Raw genomic sequence first — 17,215 nt, 5'->3', positions numbered from 1 at the left:
CCGACCGTGATGCCATGGCTGCCGGGACGAAGCGAGGGGGGAAGGCGCCCGCCGCAGACAGGGCGGGCGCGTCGTCGGGCCGGTTCAGCCCGCCCGGCGCAGGTCGAGCGAACGCGGCGCCTCCTTCGCCGGCACCGGGCGCGGCGCCGGCATCGGCCCGGGCGTATGGCCGAAGGGCTGGAAGCGGGTGCGGCGGCGCGCCTCCGCCTCGTTGGCGTTGACCGGCAGCGTCTCGTAATTGCGGCCGCCGGGATGCGCCACGTGATGCGTCAGCCCGCCCAGGCTGCGGCCGGTCCAGCGGTCGTAGACGTCGAAGACCAGCGGCGACTGCGCCCGGATGGTCGGGTGCAGGGCGGAGGGCGGGTCCCAGGCCTTGAAGCGCACGCCGCCGACGAACTCGCCCACGGTCTCGGTGGGCGTCAGCGGCACCTCGCAGCCGTTGCAGGCGAGGGCGAAGCGCTCCTCCACCCAGCCGCTGACGCGCGCCTGCAGCCGCTCGGTGCTGCTGTCCACGTAGCGCACCGTGCCGCCGCCGCCCGGCTCCTCGCCCAGCACGTGCCAGGGCTCCAGCGCATGCCGCAGCTCGAGGCCCATGCCGCGCAGGGTCACCTCGCCGATGCGCGGGAAGCGGAATTCCAGATGCGGCGCGAACCATTCGGGCTCGAGCGGGAAGCCCAGCATGGCCAGCTCGCGCAGGCTGTCGGTGAAATCCTGCTCGACGAAATGCGGCAGCATGAACTCGTCATGCAGCCGCGTGCCCCAGCGGACCAGGCGGCGGTCATAGGGGGTGCGCCAGAAGGCGGCGAGGGCGCTGCGCATCAGCAGCATCTGCGCCGCCGACATCCGCGCATGCGGCGGCATCTCCAGCGCCCGGTACTCCACCAGGCCGAGCCGGCCCGAGCTGCTCTCGGGCGCGTACATCTTGTCGATGCAGAACTCGGTGCGGTGGGTGTTGCCGGTCATGTCCGCCAGGATGTTGCGGAACAGCCGGTCGGTCAGCCAGGGCGGCATCTCCTCGCCGGGCGCGATCTTCGAGAAGGCGATCTCGAGATCGGCCAGCGCGTCCTGCCGCGCCTCGTCGACCCGCGGATGCTGGCTGGTCGGGCCGATGAAGAGGCCGCTGAACAGGTAGGAGAGGCTCGGATGGTTGTGCCAGAAGCCGAGCAGGCTCTTCAGCAGGTCCGGCCGGCGCAGGAAGGGGCTGTCGGCCGGCCGCTCGCCGCCCATCACCACATGGTTGCCGCCGCCGGTGCCGACATGGCGGCCGTCGAGCATGAATTTCTCGGCCGAGAGCCCGACCTGCCGCGCCTCCTCGTAGAGCTGCTCGGTGCGCTCCACCATCTCCGGCCAGGATTTGGCGGGGTGGATGTTCACCTCGATCACGCCCGGATCGGGGGTGACGGAGAAATGCAGCATCCGCTCGTCGCGCGGCGGCAGGTAGCCTTCCAGGATCACCTTGCGGCCGGTCTCCTCGGCCGTCGCCTCGACGGCGGCGGCGAGGTCGAGCCAGTCCTCGGCGGCGTAGAGCGGCGGGAGGAAGACATGCACCAGCCCGCCCCGCGCCTCGACCGCGAGGGCGGTGCGCACCACGCCGGGATCGGAGCGGCCGACCACCGGCAGCTCCTGCGGCTGCGGCCGGAAATGCTCCGCCCCCAGGGCCGGGCCGGCGCCGTCGCCGCGGCCGATGCCGAGGCGCGGGTCCTGCGGCATCAGGCGCTGCGCATCGGCGGCCGGGCTGCCGCCGCGGGAGCGCTCGAAGGCCTGGCGGGGCGGCAGCGGCGCGACCGGCGCGAAGGGATCGGCCTCGGTCTCCAGCACGCGCGCCGCATCCGCCTCGGACATCCAGGGCAGGCTGTCGAGCGGCAGGCGGAAGCCGATCGGGCTGTCGCCGGGGACCAGGAAGAGATGCTCGCCGCGGAAGAACCAGCGGCCGGCCTGCCAACGCCGGACGCCGTCCTGCATCACCCGCCGGATCGGTAGCACCGAGCCGACCTCGGCGGCGAGACCCTGGCCGAAGACCCTGGCCAGCCGCGCCCGCTCCAGCGGGTCCTGCAGCCTGGCATCCTCGGCGAGGACATTCGCCGGCAGGCGCTTCTCGCGCCAGAGATAGTAGTGGATGTCCTCATGCGCCGGGGCGACCAGCCCGGGATCGACCTGCAGCCGCTCGGCGAGGAGGCGGGCGAAGCGCGCGGCATCGGCCGCGCTCGCCGTGTCGGTGTCGTCGTCCGAGGCGAGGAGCTCGGGGTTCTTCCAGACCGGCTCGCCATCGCGCCGCCAATGCGAGTAGAGCGCCCAACGGGGAAGCTGCTCGCCCGGATAGTGCTTGCCCATGGCGTATTGCAGCGCCGCGCCGGGCGACCAGAGCGGCGCCAGCCGGCGCAGCAGGCGGCCGGCATAGGCGCGCTTGGTCGGGCCGAGCGCCGCGGTGTTCCATTCCGGCGCATCCATGTCGTCGGCGGCGATGAAGGTCGGCTCGCCGCCCATGGTCAGGCGGAGGTCGCCCTCGCGCAGCGCGCCGTCCACCACCCGGCCGCGCGCCAGGATGTCCTGCCATTGCGGCTCGGTATAGGGCTTGGTGACGCGCGGCGTCTCGCGCAGCCGGGTGACCGACATGGCGAAGCCGAACTCGGTCTCCGCCTTCTCGACCAGGCCGGTGATGGGCGCGGCCGAGACCGGCTCCGGCGTCGCGGCCAGCGGGATATGGCCCTCGCCGGTCATCAGGCCGGAGGTGGCGTCGAGCCCGACCCAGCCGGCGCCGGGAAGGTAGACCTCGGCCCAGGCATGCAGGTCGGTGAAGTCCTCGCTCGGCCCTTCCGGCCCGTCCAGCGGCTTCACATCGGCGACGAGCTGGATGAGGTAGCCGGAGACGAAGCGCGCGGCATAGCCGAGATGCCGCAGGATCTGCACCAGCAGCCAGGCGCTGTCGCGGCAGGAGCCGCGGCCCTGGCCGAGCGTCTCCTCCGGCGTCCAGACGCCCGGCTCCAGCCGCACGACATAGGCGATCCGCTCCTGTACCTGGCGGTTCAGGCCGACCAGCATGTCCACCGTGCGCTGCTCGCCGCGCGGCACGGCATCGAGGAACTGCCGCAGCAGCGGGCCCGGCGTCTCCAGCTTGCGGAAGGGCGCCAGCTCCTGCTCCAGCACCGGGTCATAGGCGAAGGGCCAGGTCTCGGCCTCGGGCTCGAGGAAGAAGTCGAAGGGGTTGATCGTCGCCATGTCGGCGACGAGGTCGACCTCCACGCTGAACTGCGTCACCCGCTCGGGGAAGACGACGCGCGCCAGGTGGTTGCCCTGCGGGTCCTGCATCCAGTTGAGGAAATGCGGCTTCGGCTCGATCTTCAGCGCGTAGCTGATGATCGGCGTGCGGGCATGCGGCGCCGGCCGCAGCCGGATGGTCTGCGGGCCGAGGGTGACGGCGCGGTCGTAGCGGTAGCTGGTGCGGTGATGAAGGGCGACGTGGAGGGGCATGGACGGGCTAGCCTGCGACAGATCGCTGTGGGTTAGAGCAAAAGCGGCGCCATTGCGGGCATGACGATCCCGGGATGGTGGGTTGCGCGCAAGAGTGAGGCTGTGCCCAAAGCGTGGGCAAAGGTCCTCGCCAGGGTGCATCGACGATAGGCGGTCGCCCGTCCTGGGTCGCCTCCCCGGAACGCCGGTTCACGGGACGCGCCCTAGGCTCCTGTTTTCAGAGCATCTTCACCCGACCAGGTGGAGCCACCTGATCGGGATCTGCTCTAGGCTGTCCTGCAAACGAATTCGAGGAGGGGACGCCGATGGCGCGGCCAGGCAAGGTGGTGCAGGATTTCGCCGCGGCGGTCGCGGATATCCCCGATGGCGCGGTGATCGCCTTCGGCGGCTTCGCCGGGCCGGGCACGCCCTACAACCTCACCCGGGCGCTGCTCGCGCAGGGCGCGAAGCGGCTGACCTGCATCGCCAACACCACCGGCGGCGCGCAGCAGCCGCGCATGCCCGATATCGGCATGCTGGTGGAGAACGGGCAGGTGGCGAAGGTGGTCTGCAGCTTCACCGCGGCGACGCGGCCGAGCGACGTGCTGCCCTTCACCCGCTTCTACGAGGCCGGCGCGGTGGAGGCCGAGCTGGTGCCGCAGGGCACGCTCGCCGAGCGGCTGCGCGCCGCGGGCGCCGGCATCCCGGCCTTCTACACGCCGACCGCGGTCGGCACCGAGCTGGCCGAGGGGCGCGAGACGCGGGCGATCAACGGCCGGGACTACCTGCTGGAATACGCCCTGCCCTGCGACATCGCCTTCCTCCGCGCCTGGCGCGCCGATGCCGCGGGCAACCTGCAATTCCGGCTGTCCCAGCGCAATTTCGGCCCGCTGATGGCCATGGCGGCGCGCCTTGCGATCGTCGAGGTGGAGGAGCCGATCCTGCCCGCCGGGGCGCTCGACCCTGACCAGATCCACACGCCCGGCCTCTTCGTCCAGCGCCTCGTCGCGATCCCGCCCGCGCCCGAGGGGCTCTGGACCACCCGCCGGCAGGAGCGCGCGCGGTGAGCGGCGCCACCTCGGCCGGCTGGGACCGGCAGCAGATGGCGGATCGCCTGGCGCGCGAATTCCAGGATGGCTGGATCGTCAATCTCGGCGTCGGCCTGCCGACGCTCTGCTCCAACACCGACATAGGCGACCGCGACATCCTCTACCACGCCGAGAACGGCGTCATCGGCTACGGGCCGGTGCTGCCGCCGGGGGAGGAGGACCTGCACCTCGTCAATGCCGGCGGGCAGAATGTCTCGCTGCGGCCGGGCGCGGCCATCGTCCACCATGCCGACAGCTTCGGCATCATCCGCAGCGGCCGCATCGACGTCACGGTGATGGGCGCCTACGAGGTCTCGGCCGGCGGCGACTTCGCCAATTGGCGGCTGGCCGGCGCCAAGGGCGGCGGCATCGGCGGCGCCATGGACCTCGCCGCCTGCGCCCGGCGCGTCTTCCTGCTGCTCGAGCACACCACCCGCAAGGGCGAGCCGCGGCTGGTGGCGCGCTGCCGCCTGCCGGTGACGGCGCGCGGCGTGGTGACGCTGGTGGCCACCAATTACGGCCTCTTCGCCCCCACCGGCGAGGGCTTCGCGGTGCACGAGCTGGCGCCGGGCATCGACCTGGCGACGGCGCGTGCCGCCACCGGCGCGCCGCTGCTGCCGGCGTGACGCCACGCCACAACGCCGGCGGCTGGCCGGCCAGGGAAGGAGACCCCATGCCATTGCATATCGACTACTACGCCTCGCTGAACTCGCCCTGGACGCATCTGGGCGCGGCGCGGATCGAGGCGCTGGCGGCGGAGCACGGCGCCTCGCTGCGGATCTGGCCCGTGGATTTCGGCACCATCTTCGCCGGCTCCGGCGGCCTGCCCCTGCCGAAGCGCAGCCCGCAGCGCCAGGCCTACCGGCTGCAGGAGCTGGCGCGCTGGCGCGAGCATCGCGGCCTCCCGATCCAGATCCAGCCGAAGCATTTCCCCTCGAACGAGCTGCCCGGCGCCTGCGCGGTGATCGCGGCGCGGGAGACGCTCGGCGACGCGCCGGCGATCCGCCTCGCCCACCGCATCCTGAAGGCGCTCTGGGAGGAGGAGCAGAATCCCGGCGAGCCGGAGACCCTGGCGCGGCTGGTGACCGAGGCTGGGCTGGACCCGGCGACCCTGCTGCCCCTGTCGCAGGAGCCGCGCTGGGCGGCGATGCGCGAGCGCGACACCGCGGCGGCGCTGGCCCGCGGCGTCTTCGGCGCGCCGAGCTATGTCATCGGCGAGGACATCTTCTGGGGCCAGGACCGACTGGAATTCGTGGCGAAGCGCCTGGCAAAGGGCTGACGCGGCGCGCCGCTCGCCCCTAACTCCGCCGCCCGCACTCCGCTCGCCTGGGCGCCGCCTGCCGGGCATGGCAGCATGGCGGCGCGCAGACGAGGAGCAAGCCATGGCCCGCCGCCGGACGGCATCGGAGCTTGCCGCATGATCGGCGAGAGCCGACGCCGGGTCGAGGATGCCCGCTTCCTCACCGGCGAGGGACGCTATGTCGCCGACCTGGTCCCCGCCGGGGCGCTGCACGCCGTGCTGCTGCGCTCGCCGCACGCGCATGCGCGGCTGCGCGGGCTCGATGCCGCGGCGGCGCGCGGCATGCCGGGCGTCGCCCTGGTGCTGACCGGCGAGGACCTCGCCGCGGAGGGGATCGGCCCGCTGCCCTGCCCGGCGGTGGTGCAGACCATCGGCCCGCTGATCATCCCCGAACGCCATGCCCTGGCGCGGGGCGCGGTGCGGCATGTCGGCGAGCCGGTGGCGATCGTGGTCGCGGAGAGCCTCGCCGCCGCGCGCGACGCGGCGGAGGCGATCGAGGTCGACTACGCGCCGTTGCCGGCCGTGGTCGACAGCCGGGCGGCGCTGGCCGCCGGGGCGCCGCAGATCTGGCCGGAGGCGCCGGGCAACCGCGCCTTCCGCTTCGAGCGCGGCGACCGCGCCGCGACCGAGGCCGGCTTCGCCGCCGCGGCGCGGATCGTCGAGCTCGATCTCGTCAACAACCGCGTCCATGCCGCGCCGATCGAGCCGCGCGGCGCGGTCGCCGCCTGGGACGGGGCGCGCTTCGAGCTGCTGCTGGCCGGCATGGGGGTGCATGGGCTGCGGCGGCAGCTCGCCACGGTCTTCGGCCTGCCGGAGCCAGCCTTCCATCTCCGCTGCCCCGATGTCGGCGGCGGCTTCGGGCTGAAGAATTTCCTCTTCCCCGAGCATGTGGCGCTGCTCGCCGCGGCCCGGCGGCTCGGCCGGCCGGTCGCCTGGATCGGCGCGCCGAGCGAGGAATTCCAGGGCGCGGTGCATGGCCGCGACCTGCAGGGCACCGCCCGGCTGGCGCTCGATGCCGAGGGGCGCTTCCTCGCCCTGCAGGCCCGGCTCGCCGCCGATACGGGCGCCTATTGCTCGGCGCATGGGCCGGCCTGCCCGACCAACTCCGTCAGCACCGCCATCGGCGGCATCTATGCCATCCCGGCCATCCTGCTGGAGGTGGAGGGGGCCTTCACCAACTCGCTGCCCGTCGATGCCTATCGCGGCGCCGGCAAGCCGGAGGCGAATTACCTGACCGAGCGGCTGGTCGAGGCCGCCGCCCGCGCCACCAGCCTCGACCCGGTGGCGATCCGCCGGCGCAACGCCATCGCCGCCTTCCCCTATCGCAGCGCCACCGGGATGCTGATGGACACGGGCCGCTTCCAGGCCAACCTCGCCGATCTCGAGGCGCTGCTGGACCGCGAGGGCTTCGCCGCGAGGCGCGCCGAGAGCGCGGCGCGGGGGCGGCTGCGCGGCCTCGGCATCGCCTGCTTCCTCGAGACCTCGCGCGGGGCGCCGCAGGAATGGGCGGCGCTGCGCTTCGCGCGGGACGGGATGGTGGACATCGTCATCGGCACCCAGTCCAACGGCCAGGGGCACGAGACCAGCTTCCCGCAGATCGCCGCCGCCTGGCTGGGGCTGGAGGAGAGCCGCTTCCGCCTGGTGCAGGCCGATAGCGACGCGGTCGCCTTCGGCAATGGCCATGGCGGGGCGCGCTCGCTGCATGTCGGCGGCACCGCGCTGGTCATGGCGCTGGAGCAGGTGATCGCCAAGGCGCGCCGGCTGGCGGCGCATCTGCTGCAGGTGGCGCCGGATTCGGTGGAGTTCGCCGAGGGCTGCTTCACCGTGCCGGCCAATGGCCAGGCGCTGACGCTGGAGGCGCTGATCGAGGCTTCCCACGACCCGGCCGACCTGCCGGAGGGGATGCCGCCCGGCCTCGATGCCGAGGCGAAGAACCTCTCCGAGCTCGTCACCTTCCCCTCCGGCGCGCATGCCGCCGAGGTGGAGATCGATCCCGAGACCGGCGCCGTGGCGCTGCTGCGTTACCAGGCGGTGGACGACTATGGCTGCCTGGTGAACCCGATGCTGACGGCGGGGCAGGTGCAGGGCGGCCTCGCCCAGGGCATCGGCCAGGCGCTGCAGGAGCGGATCGCCTACGATCCGGAGTCCGGCCAGCTCCTCAGCGCCTCCTTCATGGACTACGCCCTGCCGCGCGCCGCCGACCTGCCCGACCTCGCCATCGCCTTCGGCGAGGAGCCGACCCGCTCCAACCCGCTCGGCGTCAAGGGCGTCGGCCAGGCGGGGGCGATCGGGGCGCCGCAGACGGTGATGCATGCGGTGCTGGATGCGCTGCGGCCGCTCGGCGTCACCGGGCTGCAGATGCCGGCGACGCCGGAGGCGGTGTGGCGGGCGATCCGGGCGGCCGGGCGGGCCCTGCCTCAGCCCCGAGGCTGAGCCCCGGATCCGACGAGGTCCGCTTCCGCCTCCTCCTCGATCTGCAACGCGTCATTGAAGCGGTTGAAGAAGCCGCAGAGGGTGATGCGCAGCGTCAGCTCGACGAGCTGCGCCTCGGAGAACACGCCGCGCAGCCGCTGCACCAGGGCCTCCGGGATGCGGTTCGGCGTCTCCCAGGCGGCGATGGCGTACTGCACCACCAGCCGGTCCGTCTCGTCGAGCTCGGGATGCTCGCGCCAGTCCATGATGCGGTCGATGCCCTCGGGGCTAATCCCCTCCACCGCCAGGAAGGGCTTGTGGTGGGCGACGCAGTAATGGCAGGCGTTGAGGTTGGAGACGACGACGATGGCGAGTTCGAGATGGCGCTTCGGCAGGGTCTTCGCCTCGCGCAGCTCCATCAGCATCGGCATCAGGTGCCGCAGCGCCGCCGGGACATGGGCGAGGACCGCGACCTGGTTGCGGAAGGGGCCGTAGCCCTCGGCGAAGCGCTCGTAGATCGCTGCCAGATCGGATGGCAATTCGCGGCTGTCGATGTTGCGGACGCGGGCCATGGCGGCCTCCCCTGGGTCGGGGATTAGCCTAGAGCCGATCGCCGGAGGGCGGAAACGCCCGGTGGCGCACAGTGGCCGCGGCTGCCCTGGTGCCCCGATCCCGATGTCAGCAGGAGGTCGGGATCAAGGGCACTTCCCCTGAACACCGGTTCAGGACAAGTGCCCTAGACTATTGTTTTCAGAGCATCTTCACCCGATCAGGTGAGGCCACCTGATCGGGATCTGCTCTAGATCACGAAATTCAACGGCTCCACCGTGGGCCGGCGCACGCCGGCCGCCGCCGCCCGCTTGATCAGGTCGGCGATGGTGAGCTTCGAGAGGTGGTCCCGGCACAGGCCTTCGAGCTCCGCCCAGAGCGGCTGCACCACGGCCGCCTGCAGCCGCCCGGCCGGCTGGTCGCCCCCGGCGCCATCCTCGTCGAGCGCGGTGGCGACGATCTCGGCCAGCCGCAGGTCGCGCGGCGGCCGGCCGAGGCGGTAGCCGCCCTTGGGGCCGCGGATGCTGTCGAGCAGCCCGGCGCGGGAGAGGGATTGCAGCACCGGCTCGATGCCCCGGCGGGCCTGCCCCAGCCGCTCGGCGATGTCGGCGGCGCTGACCGCCTCGCTGCGGCCGGCATGGAAGGCGACGTCCAGCATGATGGCCACCGCGGTCATCGCCCGTTCCCGGCGCAGCAGCATCCGCGTTTCCCCCTGGGGATCACGGCTCCGGCCGGGTGGGGCCGCGGGCCGGATCCTGCTCGAATAGCAGTCGAAAAGGGCGGCGCCGTAGCGCCGCCCCGTCTGTTCCGCCGCCGGCTGGCTCAGGCGCGGGTGAGGGTGGAGGCTTCCGGGCCCTTCCGCCCCTGCACGACCTGCATGACCACCGCCTGGCCTTCCGCCAGCGGCGAGAGGCCGCTGCGCTCGAGCGCGGTCGCATGCACGAAGACATCGCGCCCGCCACCTTCCGGCGAGACGAAGCCGAAGCCCTTCTCGGGGCTGTACCACTTCACCGTGCCGCGCATCTCCTCGGCCGGGCCGGAGGGGACGAAGCCGCCGCCGCCACCGCTGCGCGGCGGACGGTCGCCGAAGCCGCCGCTGCGCGGGGGCCGGTCGCCGAAGCCGCCACGCGCGCCGGCACCGCCGCCGCCGCCACCACCGCCGCCGGGCTCGCCGGGGCTGGTGATCTCGATCACCTCGGTGACCTGCTGCCCCTTCTGGCCCGGACCGACCCGGACCCGCAGGCCGGCACCCGGGTTGACCGCCTCGTTGCCGGAGCGCTGCAGGACCGAGACATGCAGGAAGGCATCGCCCGACCCGTTGCCGAGCTCGACGAAGCCGAAGCCCTTCTCGGGGTTGAACCACTTCACCGTCGCCTCGAGCTCGGGGCCGGAGGCGAAGACGGAGGGGCCGCGCGAGGCGGGCATGCTCGGCATGGGGAAGGGCGGCGGGGCGCCCCAACCGCCGCCGAATTCGGGCACGTCATCATCGAACCCACGCTTGCGGGGCTTGCGGGGGCGCCAGCTTTCGTTTTTGGCCATCTCTCGAACTCTTCGGTGCTCCTTCGGACGGAGCCGTGCCCCGGACCCGCCCTGCGCTCCCTGCCCGACTGGGCAGCGAATGGCGTACGCCAAGTCTCTAGCATAGGGCTTCCCGCTTCGCGCGCCAGCCCAACGTGGAAATCGGGTGCGGTCGGTGAATTTTCGCGGCCGGCGTGCCGCCTGCCGCGCCCGGGGGCGAATTGCCGGCCCGGCGAGTCCTGGCCATGCTGGCATCGCGGCGGCCCGGATGCCGGCGCGGAGGAGGGGGAGACAGGCATGCCACTGCGGAACCGGGCCGGTGTCATCCGACCTCGGGAGGCCGGCCATGCCGCCGGCTGAGGCGGACCCCTCGCGCCTCTTCCATGCCGGCAACCGCAGCCTGCAGGACCGCCATGACGGCCGGCGGGTGGCCGATGCGCTGGAGGCGCGCCGCCGGGTCTCCGCCTTCGCGCCCGAGCATGTGGCGCTGATCGAGGCGGCGCCCTTCTTCTTCCTCGCCAGCGCGGCCGAGGGCGCGGTGGATTGCAGCTTCAAGGGCGGCCCGCCCGGCTTCGTCCGGGTGACCGGGCCGGCCAGCCTCGAATGGCCGGACTATGACGGCAATTCGATGTACCTCTCCCTCGGCAACATCCTGCGGAGCCCGGCCATCGGCCTGCTCTTCATCGCCTTCGACGGCCGCTCGCCGCGGCTCCGGCTGCGGGGGCGGGCGAGCCTGGTCGAGGACCCGGCGCGCCTCGCCGCCCTGCCCGGAGCGCGGCGGCTGGTGCGGGTGGCGGTGACCGACATCTTCCCCAATTGCCCGCGCTACATCCCCGACCTCGCCACCAGCCAGCCCTCCGCCTACCTGCCGCGGGAGGATGGCGGCTCGGCGCCGCCGGACTGGAAGGGGCGCGACTACATCCGGGACATCCTGCCCCGGGACGACCCGCACCGGCCGTGACGCCTGCGGCCGCTTGCTGCACCGAGGAGCGCGATGCCGGACTATCTCTTCCTGATGCATGACGACGCGCCCCCTGGCGCGACCGGGGGCGACGGCGATTGGGCGGCCTATATCGGCCGGTTGCAGGCCGCCGGCCGGTTCCAGGGGGGCAGCGCGATCGGGACGGGCCTCTGCGTCCGTCGAGCCGGCGCGGTGCCGCCGATCACGGCCCGGCTCTCCGGCTTCATCCGCGTCACGGCCGAGGATCTCGAGGCGGCGCGGCGCCTGCTCGCCGGCAACCCCGTGTTCGAAGCCGGCGGCACCGTGGAGATCAGGGAGCTGCCCCGCACCGGATAGCGCCGCTGCCCGCCCGCTGCGATGCAGCACGTTCCCGCCCGGCGCATCCTGGCCTAGCCTGTGGTCGAGGCGAGCGGAAGGAGCAGGCGGATGGACGGCGTGGCGCGCAACACCGAGGAACAGGCCCTGGTCGAGGCGGCGCATCGCGTGCTGCCGGCCGGCAATTTCGGCAACCTGCCCTCCGACATCGTCATCCGCGAGGGGCGCGGCGGCCATGTCTGGGACGTCTCGGGCCGCGAGTATATCGACTACCTGCTCGGCTCCGGGCCGATGTTCCTCGGCCATGCGCATCCCGAGGTGACCGAGGCGGTGCTGGCGCAGATCCCGCGCGGCACCACCTTCTTCGCCAACAACGAGCACGGGATCCGGCTGGCCGAGGCGATCGTCGCGGCGCTGCCCTGCGCCGAGCGGGTGCGCTTCCTCAGCAGCGGCACCGAGGCGGACATGTACGCCATGCGGGTGGCGCGGGCCTTCCGCAAGCGCGACCGCATCCTGAAATTCGAGGGCGGCTACCATGGCATGTCCGATTGGGGGCTGATGAGCCTGGCGCCGAAGCGCCTGGCGAATTTCCCGCAGGCTGTGCCGGATTCGCCCGGCATCCCGCGGAGTGCGCGGGAGGAGGTGCTGGTCGCCCCCTTCAACGACCTGGACGCCGCCCGGGCGCTGATCGAGGCGCATCACGACGAGCTGGGCGGCGTCATCCTCGAGCCCTTCCAGCGCCTGATCCCGCCGGCGCCCGGCTTCCTCGAGGGCATCCGCGAGATCACCGCGCGATACGGCATCCCGCTGATCTTCGACGAGGTGGTCACCGGCTTCCGCTTCGCCTATGGCGGCGCCCAGAGCCATTACGGCGTGACGCCCGATCTCTGCACCCTCGGCAAGATCGTCGGCGGCGGCTTCGCCCTCTCGGCCATCGCCGGGCGGGCCGACATCATGGCGCATTTCGACCGCGGCCTGGTCGGCGACGACGGCTTCCTGATGCAGGTGGGGACCCTCTCGGGCAACCCGGTCGCCGCCGTCGCCGGCCTCGCCACGCTCGAGGTGCTGCGGCGGCCCGGCACCTACGAGCAGGTCTTCGCCACCGGCCGGGCGCTGATGCAGGGCATGCAGGCGGCGCTGCGCCAGGCGGGCGTCCCGGGCCAGGTGGTGGGGGAGCCGCCGCTCTTCGACGTGGTCTTCACCGACGAGCCGGTGCGCGACTACCGCTCGACGCTGCGCGCCGATGCGGCGATGCAGCGGCATGTCAACGCGCAGCTCCGCGCCGCCGGCATCCTGAAGGGCGAGAGCAAGTACTATGTCTCGCTCGCCCATACCGAGGCGGATGTGGCGCACACGCTGGAGGCCTTCGAGGCGGCCCTCGCCACCCTGCCTGGCCGGCGCGGCTGAGGATGCGGAGGGGGGCCGGGCCGTCCGCCCGGCGCCCCCGCCCGGCGGCTCAGTCGATCTTCACCACCAGCTTGCCGAAATTCTTCCCCTCCAGCAGGCCGATGAAGGCCTGCGGCGCGTTGCGCAGCCCCTCGACCACGTCCTCGCGCCAGCGCAGCCGGCCATCGCCCATCCAGCCCAGCATCTCGCGGCGGAATTGCGGGTAGCGCGGCCAGCCATTGTCGCTGACGATGAAACCCTGGATGCGCAGCCGCTTGCGCACCACGGCGCCGAGATTGGGGCCGGGCGCGCCGCCGAAGCTGTCCGAGCCCTCGGCCACGTTGTACTGCGCGATGACGCCGCACATCACCATGCGGGCGAAGTCGCGCAGCCGCGGGAAGACCGCGGCCTGCACCACGCCGCCGACATTCTCCCAGTAGACGTCGATCCCCTCCGGGCAGTGGCGGTCGAGCTGCGCCGCGAGGTCGCCGCGATGGTCGATGCAGGCATCGAAGCCCAGCTCCTCGGTGACGTAGCGGCATTTCCGCTCGCCGCCGGCGATGCCGATCACCTTGCAGCCGCGGATCCTGCCGATCTGCCCCACCACTTGGCCGACGGCGCCCGAGGCGGCGGAGACCACCATCACCTCGCCGGATTGCGGCTGGCCGATATCCTCGAGTCCGACCCAGGCGGTGAGCCCGGGCATGCCGAGCACGCCGAGATTGGCCGAGAGCGGCGCCTCGGCGGGATCGACCTTGATCAGGCCGGCCGCCTTCACGCAGGAGAAGCGCTGCCAGCCAGAGCCGCCGGCGACGACATCGCCCGGCGCGAAGCCCGGCGCCTTCGAGGCGACCACCGTGCCGGCCGTCCGCCCCTCCATCACCGCCCCGAGGGCGACCGGCTTGGCGTAGCTCTTCGCCTCCGACATGCGGCCGCGCATATAGGGGTCGAGCGAGAGATACGCGGCGCGGACCAGCACCTCGCCCTCGGCGGGCTCCGGTGCCGCGCGCTCGACGATCTCGAAATCCTCCGGCACCGGGGCGCCTTGCGGACGGCGGCGCAGCAGCACCTGCAGGTTGGTCTCGGCCATGGCGGTCTCCTCGTCGCGGGGCGGCAGGATCGCCGCCGCCCGGCATTCCGGGAAGGGGCCGGGACAGGCGAGGGGGACAGCCGGGCGGAGGCCCCGGGGGACGAGCGGGCCCGCCCTGCGTTACAGAACGCCGGCCAGGCGCATGGCGACGGGTCCGCCCCTCCCGCCGTAGGCGCCGCCGTCCTGGCCGCTAGATCCTTGTTTTCGGGCGATCATCGGCGCATCGGGCGATGCCAGGCGCGATGGAATCGTTCTACACTGTCACGGGTTGCGCTCGGCTTCGTGACATGGATGGCTGCAACATGGCGTTGCCGGCAAGCCGATGTGACTTCACGGGCATGCGATTTTGCGGTGAGGCTGGCAGCGCAACCTTTCTCGGGGGACTCGACATGATGCGCATCACCACGCTGACACTCGGCCTCGCGGCCGGCCTGGCCCTGGCGGCCTGCTCGGAGGTGAAGCCGGGCGGCCCGCCGATCGCCGGCACCTCGGCCGGCCCGGGCGCCCCGCCGCTGAAGCAGGATGCCCGCGACATCGCCGGGTCCGGCAGCCCGAATGCGACGCCCGGCACGGCGACCATCACCGGCACGCGCAGCACCGGCCAGGGCACCGAGCCGACCGTCGACTATTCGGGCCAAGCCGGCAATGCCGGCAGCTCGACCCCGACGCCGCTGCCGACCACGCCGCGCAGCCGCTCGAACAAGGGCGGCTGATATCCCGCCTCTCGCCCGACCGGCGGTGCCGCCGGGTCGGGCGAGACGGCCGCGCCGTGACTCACGCGATCAAACAAGGGCCCAGACCATGATCCGCGAAGCTGTGTGAGCGGATCGTGGTCTAGAGCAGATCCTGTCCGGATGACCTCATCCGGACAGGTGAAGATGCTCGTAAAAACAAATACCTAGAGCATTGCAGGTGAACGGACGTTCGCAGGACATGCTCTAGGGCGCTTGCCGTGAACCGGCGTTCACGGGAAGCGCCCTAATCCCGCGGCTGATCCGCCGCCACGGGGCGGTCCGGCGTCGCCTCGGCCGGCGGCAGCCCCGCCAGCGCCCGCCATTCGGCCTCGGTGAGGGTCCGCAGGCCGAGCTCGGCGGCCTTGGTCGCCTTGCTGCCGGCATCGGCGCCGATCACCACGAAATCCGTCCGCTTCGAGACGCTCTTCGTCACCTTGGCGCCCAGCGCCTCGGCGCGCGCCTCGGCCTCCGGCCGGGTCATGGTCTCGAGCGTGCCGGTGAAGACCAGCGTCCTGCCGGCGAAGGGCGAGTCCGCCGCCGCCATGACCTGCGCCGGCTCCGGCTCGACGAAGGCGGCGAGGTCGTCCAGCGCGGCAAGGTTGCGCGGCTCGGCGAAGAACTCCACCAGCTCCTCGGCGATGGCCGGGCCGATGCCCTGGATCGAGCCGAGCTCCTCCCGCGCCTCCGAGCCGATGATGCGCGCCGCCAGCATGCGCTCCCGCCATTCCGGCAGGGAATGGTAATGGCGCGCCAGCAGCTTGGCATTGGCCTCGCCGATGCGGCGGATGCCGAGGGCGAAGAGGAAACGCTCGAAGGGCGGCGTGCGCCGCGCCGCGATGGCCCGCATCAGGTTGCGGGCGGAGAGCGCGCCCCAGCCCTCCAGCGCCGCGATCTCCGCCTCCCGCTCCGGCAGGCGGAAGATGTCGGCCGGGCCCCGGAGCCAACCGAGATCGTGCAATTGCTGGATGCGCTCCTCGCCCAGACCCTCGATGTCCATGGTGTTGCGGGCGACGAAATGCCGCAGCCGCTCCACCGTCTGGGCGGGGCAGATCAACCCGCCGGTGCAGCGCCGCACCACCTCGCCGGCGGCGCGCACGGCGTGGCTGCCGCAGGCCGGGCAACGGTCGGGGAAGGCGAAGGGCGCGCTTTCCGCCGGACGCTTCTCCAGCACCACCGAGACGATCTGCGGGATGACGTCGCCGGCGCGTTGCAGCACCACCGTATCGCCCGGGCGGACATCCTTGCGGGCGATCTCGTCCTCGTTGTGCAGCGTCGCGTGCTGCACGATGACGCCGCCGACATTGACCGGCTCCATCACCGCCCGCGGCGTCAGGGCGCCGGTGCGGCCAACCTGGATCTCGATCCGCAGCAGCCGGGTCGTTGCCTGCTCGGCGGGGAATTTCCAGGCGATGGCCCAGCGCGGCGCGCGGCCGACGAAGCCGAGCCGCGCCTGCCAGTCCAGCCGGTCCAGCTTGTAGACCACGCCGTCGATATCATAGGCGAGGCCGGCCCGCTGCTCGGCGATGCGGGCCTGGAAGGCGGCCGCGGCGGTCTCGTCCGGCAGGTGGGCGGAGAGCGGGTTCACGTCGAAGCCCCAGGCGCGGAGCTGGTCCAGCCATTCCCAATGCGTCGCCACCGGCACGCTGCTGGCGGCGCCCATGGCATAGGCGAAGAGCTTCAGCGGCCGCTGCGCGGTGATGCGCGGGTCGAGCTGGCGCAGCGATCCGGCGGCCGCGTTGCGCGGGTTGGCGAAGACGCGCTGGCCCTTCTCGCCCGCCTCGATGCGGCGCGCCTGCTCGGCATTGAAGGCGAGGAAGGCGGGCTTCTCCATGAAGACCTCGCCGCGGATCTCGATCCGCTCCGGCGCCTTGCCGCGCAGCCGCAGAGGCAAATCCTTGAGCGTCTTCAGGTTCGCGGTGACGTCCTCGCCCTCGGTCCCGTCGCCGCGCGTGGCGCCGCGGAGGAAGCGCCCATGCTCATAGACCAGGTTCACCGAGAGCCCGTCGATCTTCGGCTCGCCGACGAAGCCGAGGACCTCCTCCTTCAGCCCGAGGAAGCGGCGGATGCGGGCGCAGAACTCGGCGAAATCCTCGGGCGCGAAGGCGTTGTCGAGGCTGAGCATCGGCACGCCGTGGCGGAGCTTGGCGAAGCTCTCGGCGGCCTGGGCGCCGACCCGCTTCGAGGGGCTGTCGTCGCGGATCAGCCCGGGGAAGCGGCCCTCGATGGCGCGGTTGCGGCGGACCAGCGCGTCGTAATCGGCATCCGAGACCTCGGGCGCATCCTGCTCGTGATAGGCGCGGTCGTGATGCGCGATCTCGGCGGCCAGCGCCGCCAGCTCGGCCGCCGCCTCCTCCTCGGTGAGCTGCTCGGGCAGGCGGGCCCGCAGGCCGGCATCGGTCATGGGCCAGGCTCCCC

14 protein-coding genes are annotated in these 17,215 nt (G+C 72.6%); 8 read left to right on the top strand and 6 right to left on the bottom strand.

All coding sequences use genetic code 11. From position 1 onward, the window contains the following. Window positions 1–84: 84 nt before the first annotated feature. Window positions 85–3,468, bottom strand: coding sequence for a transglutaminase family protein (locus tag DOO78_RS09545; RefSeq protein WP_111469522.1), 3,384 nt, complete (start codon window positions 3,466–3,468; stop codon window positions 85–87). Window positions 3,469–3,773: 305 nt separating this feature from the next. Here DOO78_RS09545 and DOO78_RS09540 point away from each other — a divergent pair, with 305 nt between their 5' ends. The 4 genes from DOO78_RS09540 to DOO78_RS09525 all read left to right on the top strand — a co-directional run bounded on the left by DOO78_RS09540 (window position 3,774) and on the right by DOO78_RS09525 (window position 8,268). Beyond that, window positions 3,774–4,514, top strand: a complete 741-nt coding sequence (locus tag DOO78_RS09540; protein WP_111469521.1) for a CoA transferase subunit A — start codon at window positions 3,774–3,776, stop codon at window positions 4,512–4,514. Next, window positions 4,511–5,161 (top strand): CoA-transferase, encoded by a 651-nt coding sequence (locus tag DOO78_RS09535; RefSeq protein ID WP_243634482.1) that lies wholly within the window; start codon window positions 4,511–4,513, stop codon window positions 5,159–5,161. The genes DOO78_RS09540 and DOO78_RS09535 overlap by 4 nt, the downstream gene beginning before the upstream one ends. 47 nt (window positions 5,162–5,208) lie before the next feature. Further along, window positions 5,209–5,814: a 2-hydroxychromene-2-carboxylate isomerase gene (locus DOO78_RS09530; RefSeq protein ID WP_111469520.1), complete on the top strand. Its 606-nt coding sequence runs from the start codon at window positions 5,209–5,211 to the stop codon at window positions 5,812–5,814. Window positions 5,815–5,952: 138 nt separating this feature from the next. Continuing rightward, entirely contained in the window at window positions 5,953–8,268 is a 2,316-nt protein-coding gene (locus tag DOO78_RS09525; protein ID WP_111469519.1) for a xanthine dehydrogenase family protein molybdopterin-binding subunit, read from the top strand. On the opposite strand, the gene DOO78_RS09520 is transcribed toward DOO78_RS09525, so the two are convergent. The 3 genes from DOO78_RS09520 to DOO78_RS28395 all read right to left on the bottom strand — a co-directional run bounded on the left by DOO78_RS09520 (window position 8,253) and on the right by DOO78_RS28395 (window position 10,221). Continuing rightward, complete coding sequence (locus DOO78_RS09520; protein ID WP_111469518.1) at window positions 8,253–8,819, bottom strand: carboxymuconolactone decarboxylase family protein; 567 nt, start codon at window positions 8,817–8,819, stop codon at window positions 8,253–8,255. The two genes, DOO78_RS09525 and DOO78_RS09520, sit on opposite strands and share 16 nt — an antisense overlap. A 227-nt stretch (window positions 8,820–9,046) precedes the next feature. Then, a complete protein-coding gene (locus tag DOO78_RS09515; RefSeq protein WP_111469517.1) occupies window positions 9,047–9,496 on the bottom strand; it encodes an RrF2 family transcriptional regulator in 450 nt (149 codons plus the stop codon). Window positions 9,497–9,618: 122 nt separating this feature from the next. After that, window positions 9,619–10,221 carry a cold-shock protein gene (locus DOO78_RS28395; RefSeq protein ID WP_279387781.1) on the bottom strand — a complete coding sequence of 201 codons (603 nt, stop codon included), beginning with the start codon at window positions 10,219–10,221 and terminating at the stop codon, window positions 9,619–9,621. 439 nt (window positions 10,222–10,660) lie between these two features. Between DOO78_RS28395 and DOO78_RS09505 the strand changes: the two genes are divergently transcribed. The 3 genes from DOO78_RS09505 to DOO78_RS09495 all read left to right on the top strand — a co-directional run bounded on the left by DOO78_RS09505 (window position 10,661) and on the right by DOO78_RS09495 (window position 12,997). Then, complete coding sequence (locus tag DOO78_RS09505) at window positions 10,661–11,275, top strand: pyridoxamine 5'-phosphate oxidase family protein (RefSeq protein WP_165838808.1); 615 nt, start codon at window positions 10,661–10,663, stop codon at window positions 11,273–11,275. Between the two features lie 33 nt (window positions 11,276–11,308). Then, entirely contained in the window at window positions 11,309–11,611 is a 303-nt protein-coding gene (locus tag DOO78_RS09500) for a YciI family protein (protein WP_111469514.1), read from the top strand. A 90-nt stretch (window positions 11,612–11,701) separates the two neighbouring features. Then, window positions 11,702–12,997, top strand: a complete 1,296-nt coding sequence (locus tag DOO78_RS09495; protein WP_111469513.1) for an aspartate aminotransferase family protein — start codon at window positions 11,702–11,704, stop codon at window positions 12,995–12,997. A 49-nt stretch (window positions 12,998–13,046) separates the two neighbouring features. On the opposite strand, the gene DOO78_RS09490 is transcribed toward DOO78_RS09495, so the two are convergent. After that, the gene (locus tag DOO78_RS09490; protein ID WP_111469512.1) at window positions 13,047–14,066 is read right to left on the bottom strand and encodes an NADP-dependent oxidoreductase; all 1,020 of its coding nucleotides are present in this window, start codon (window positions 14,064–14,066) and stop codon (window positions 13,047–13,049) included. A gap of 389 nt (window positions 14,067–14,455) precedes the next feature. Between DOO78_RS09490 and DOO78_RS09485 the strand changes: the two genes are divergently transcribed. Beyond that, the gene (locus DOO78_RS09485) at window positions 14,456–14,779 is read left to right on the top strand and encodes a hypothetical protein (RefSeq protein WP_111469511.1); all 324 of its coding nucleotides are present in this window, start codon (window positions 14,456–14,458) and stop codon (window positions 14,777–14,779) included. A gap of 265 nt (window positions 14,780–15,044) precedes the next feature. Here DOO78_RS09485 and ligA read toward each other — a convergent pair whose 3' ends face one another. Further along, window positions 15,045–17,201: an NAD-dependent DNA ligase LigA gene (gene ligA / locus DOO78_RS09480; RefSeq protein ID WP_111469510.1), complete on the bottom strand. Its 2,157-nt coding sequence runs from the start codon at window positions 17,199–17,201 to the stop codon at window positions 15,045–15,047. Window positions 17,202–17,215: the final 14 nt, after the last annotated feature.

It is taken from the genome of Roseicella frigidaeris (assembly GCF_003258945.1).
Lineage (GTDB): Bacteria > Pseudomonadota > Alphaproteobacteria > Acetobacterales > Acetobacteraceae > Paracraurococcus > Paracraurococcus frigidaeris.
This window is presented reverse-complemented; position numbering and strand designations above follow the sequence as displayed.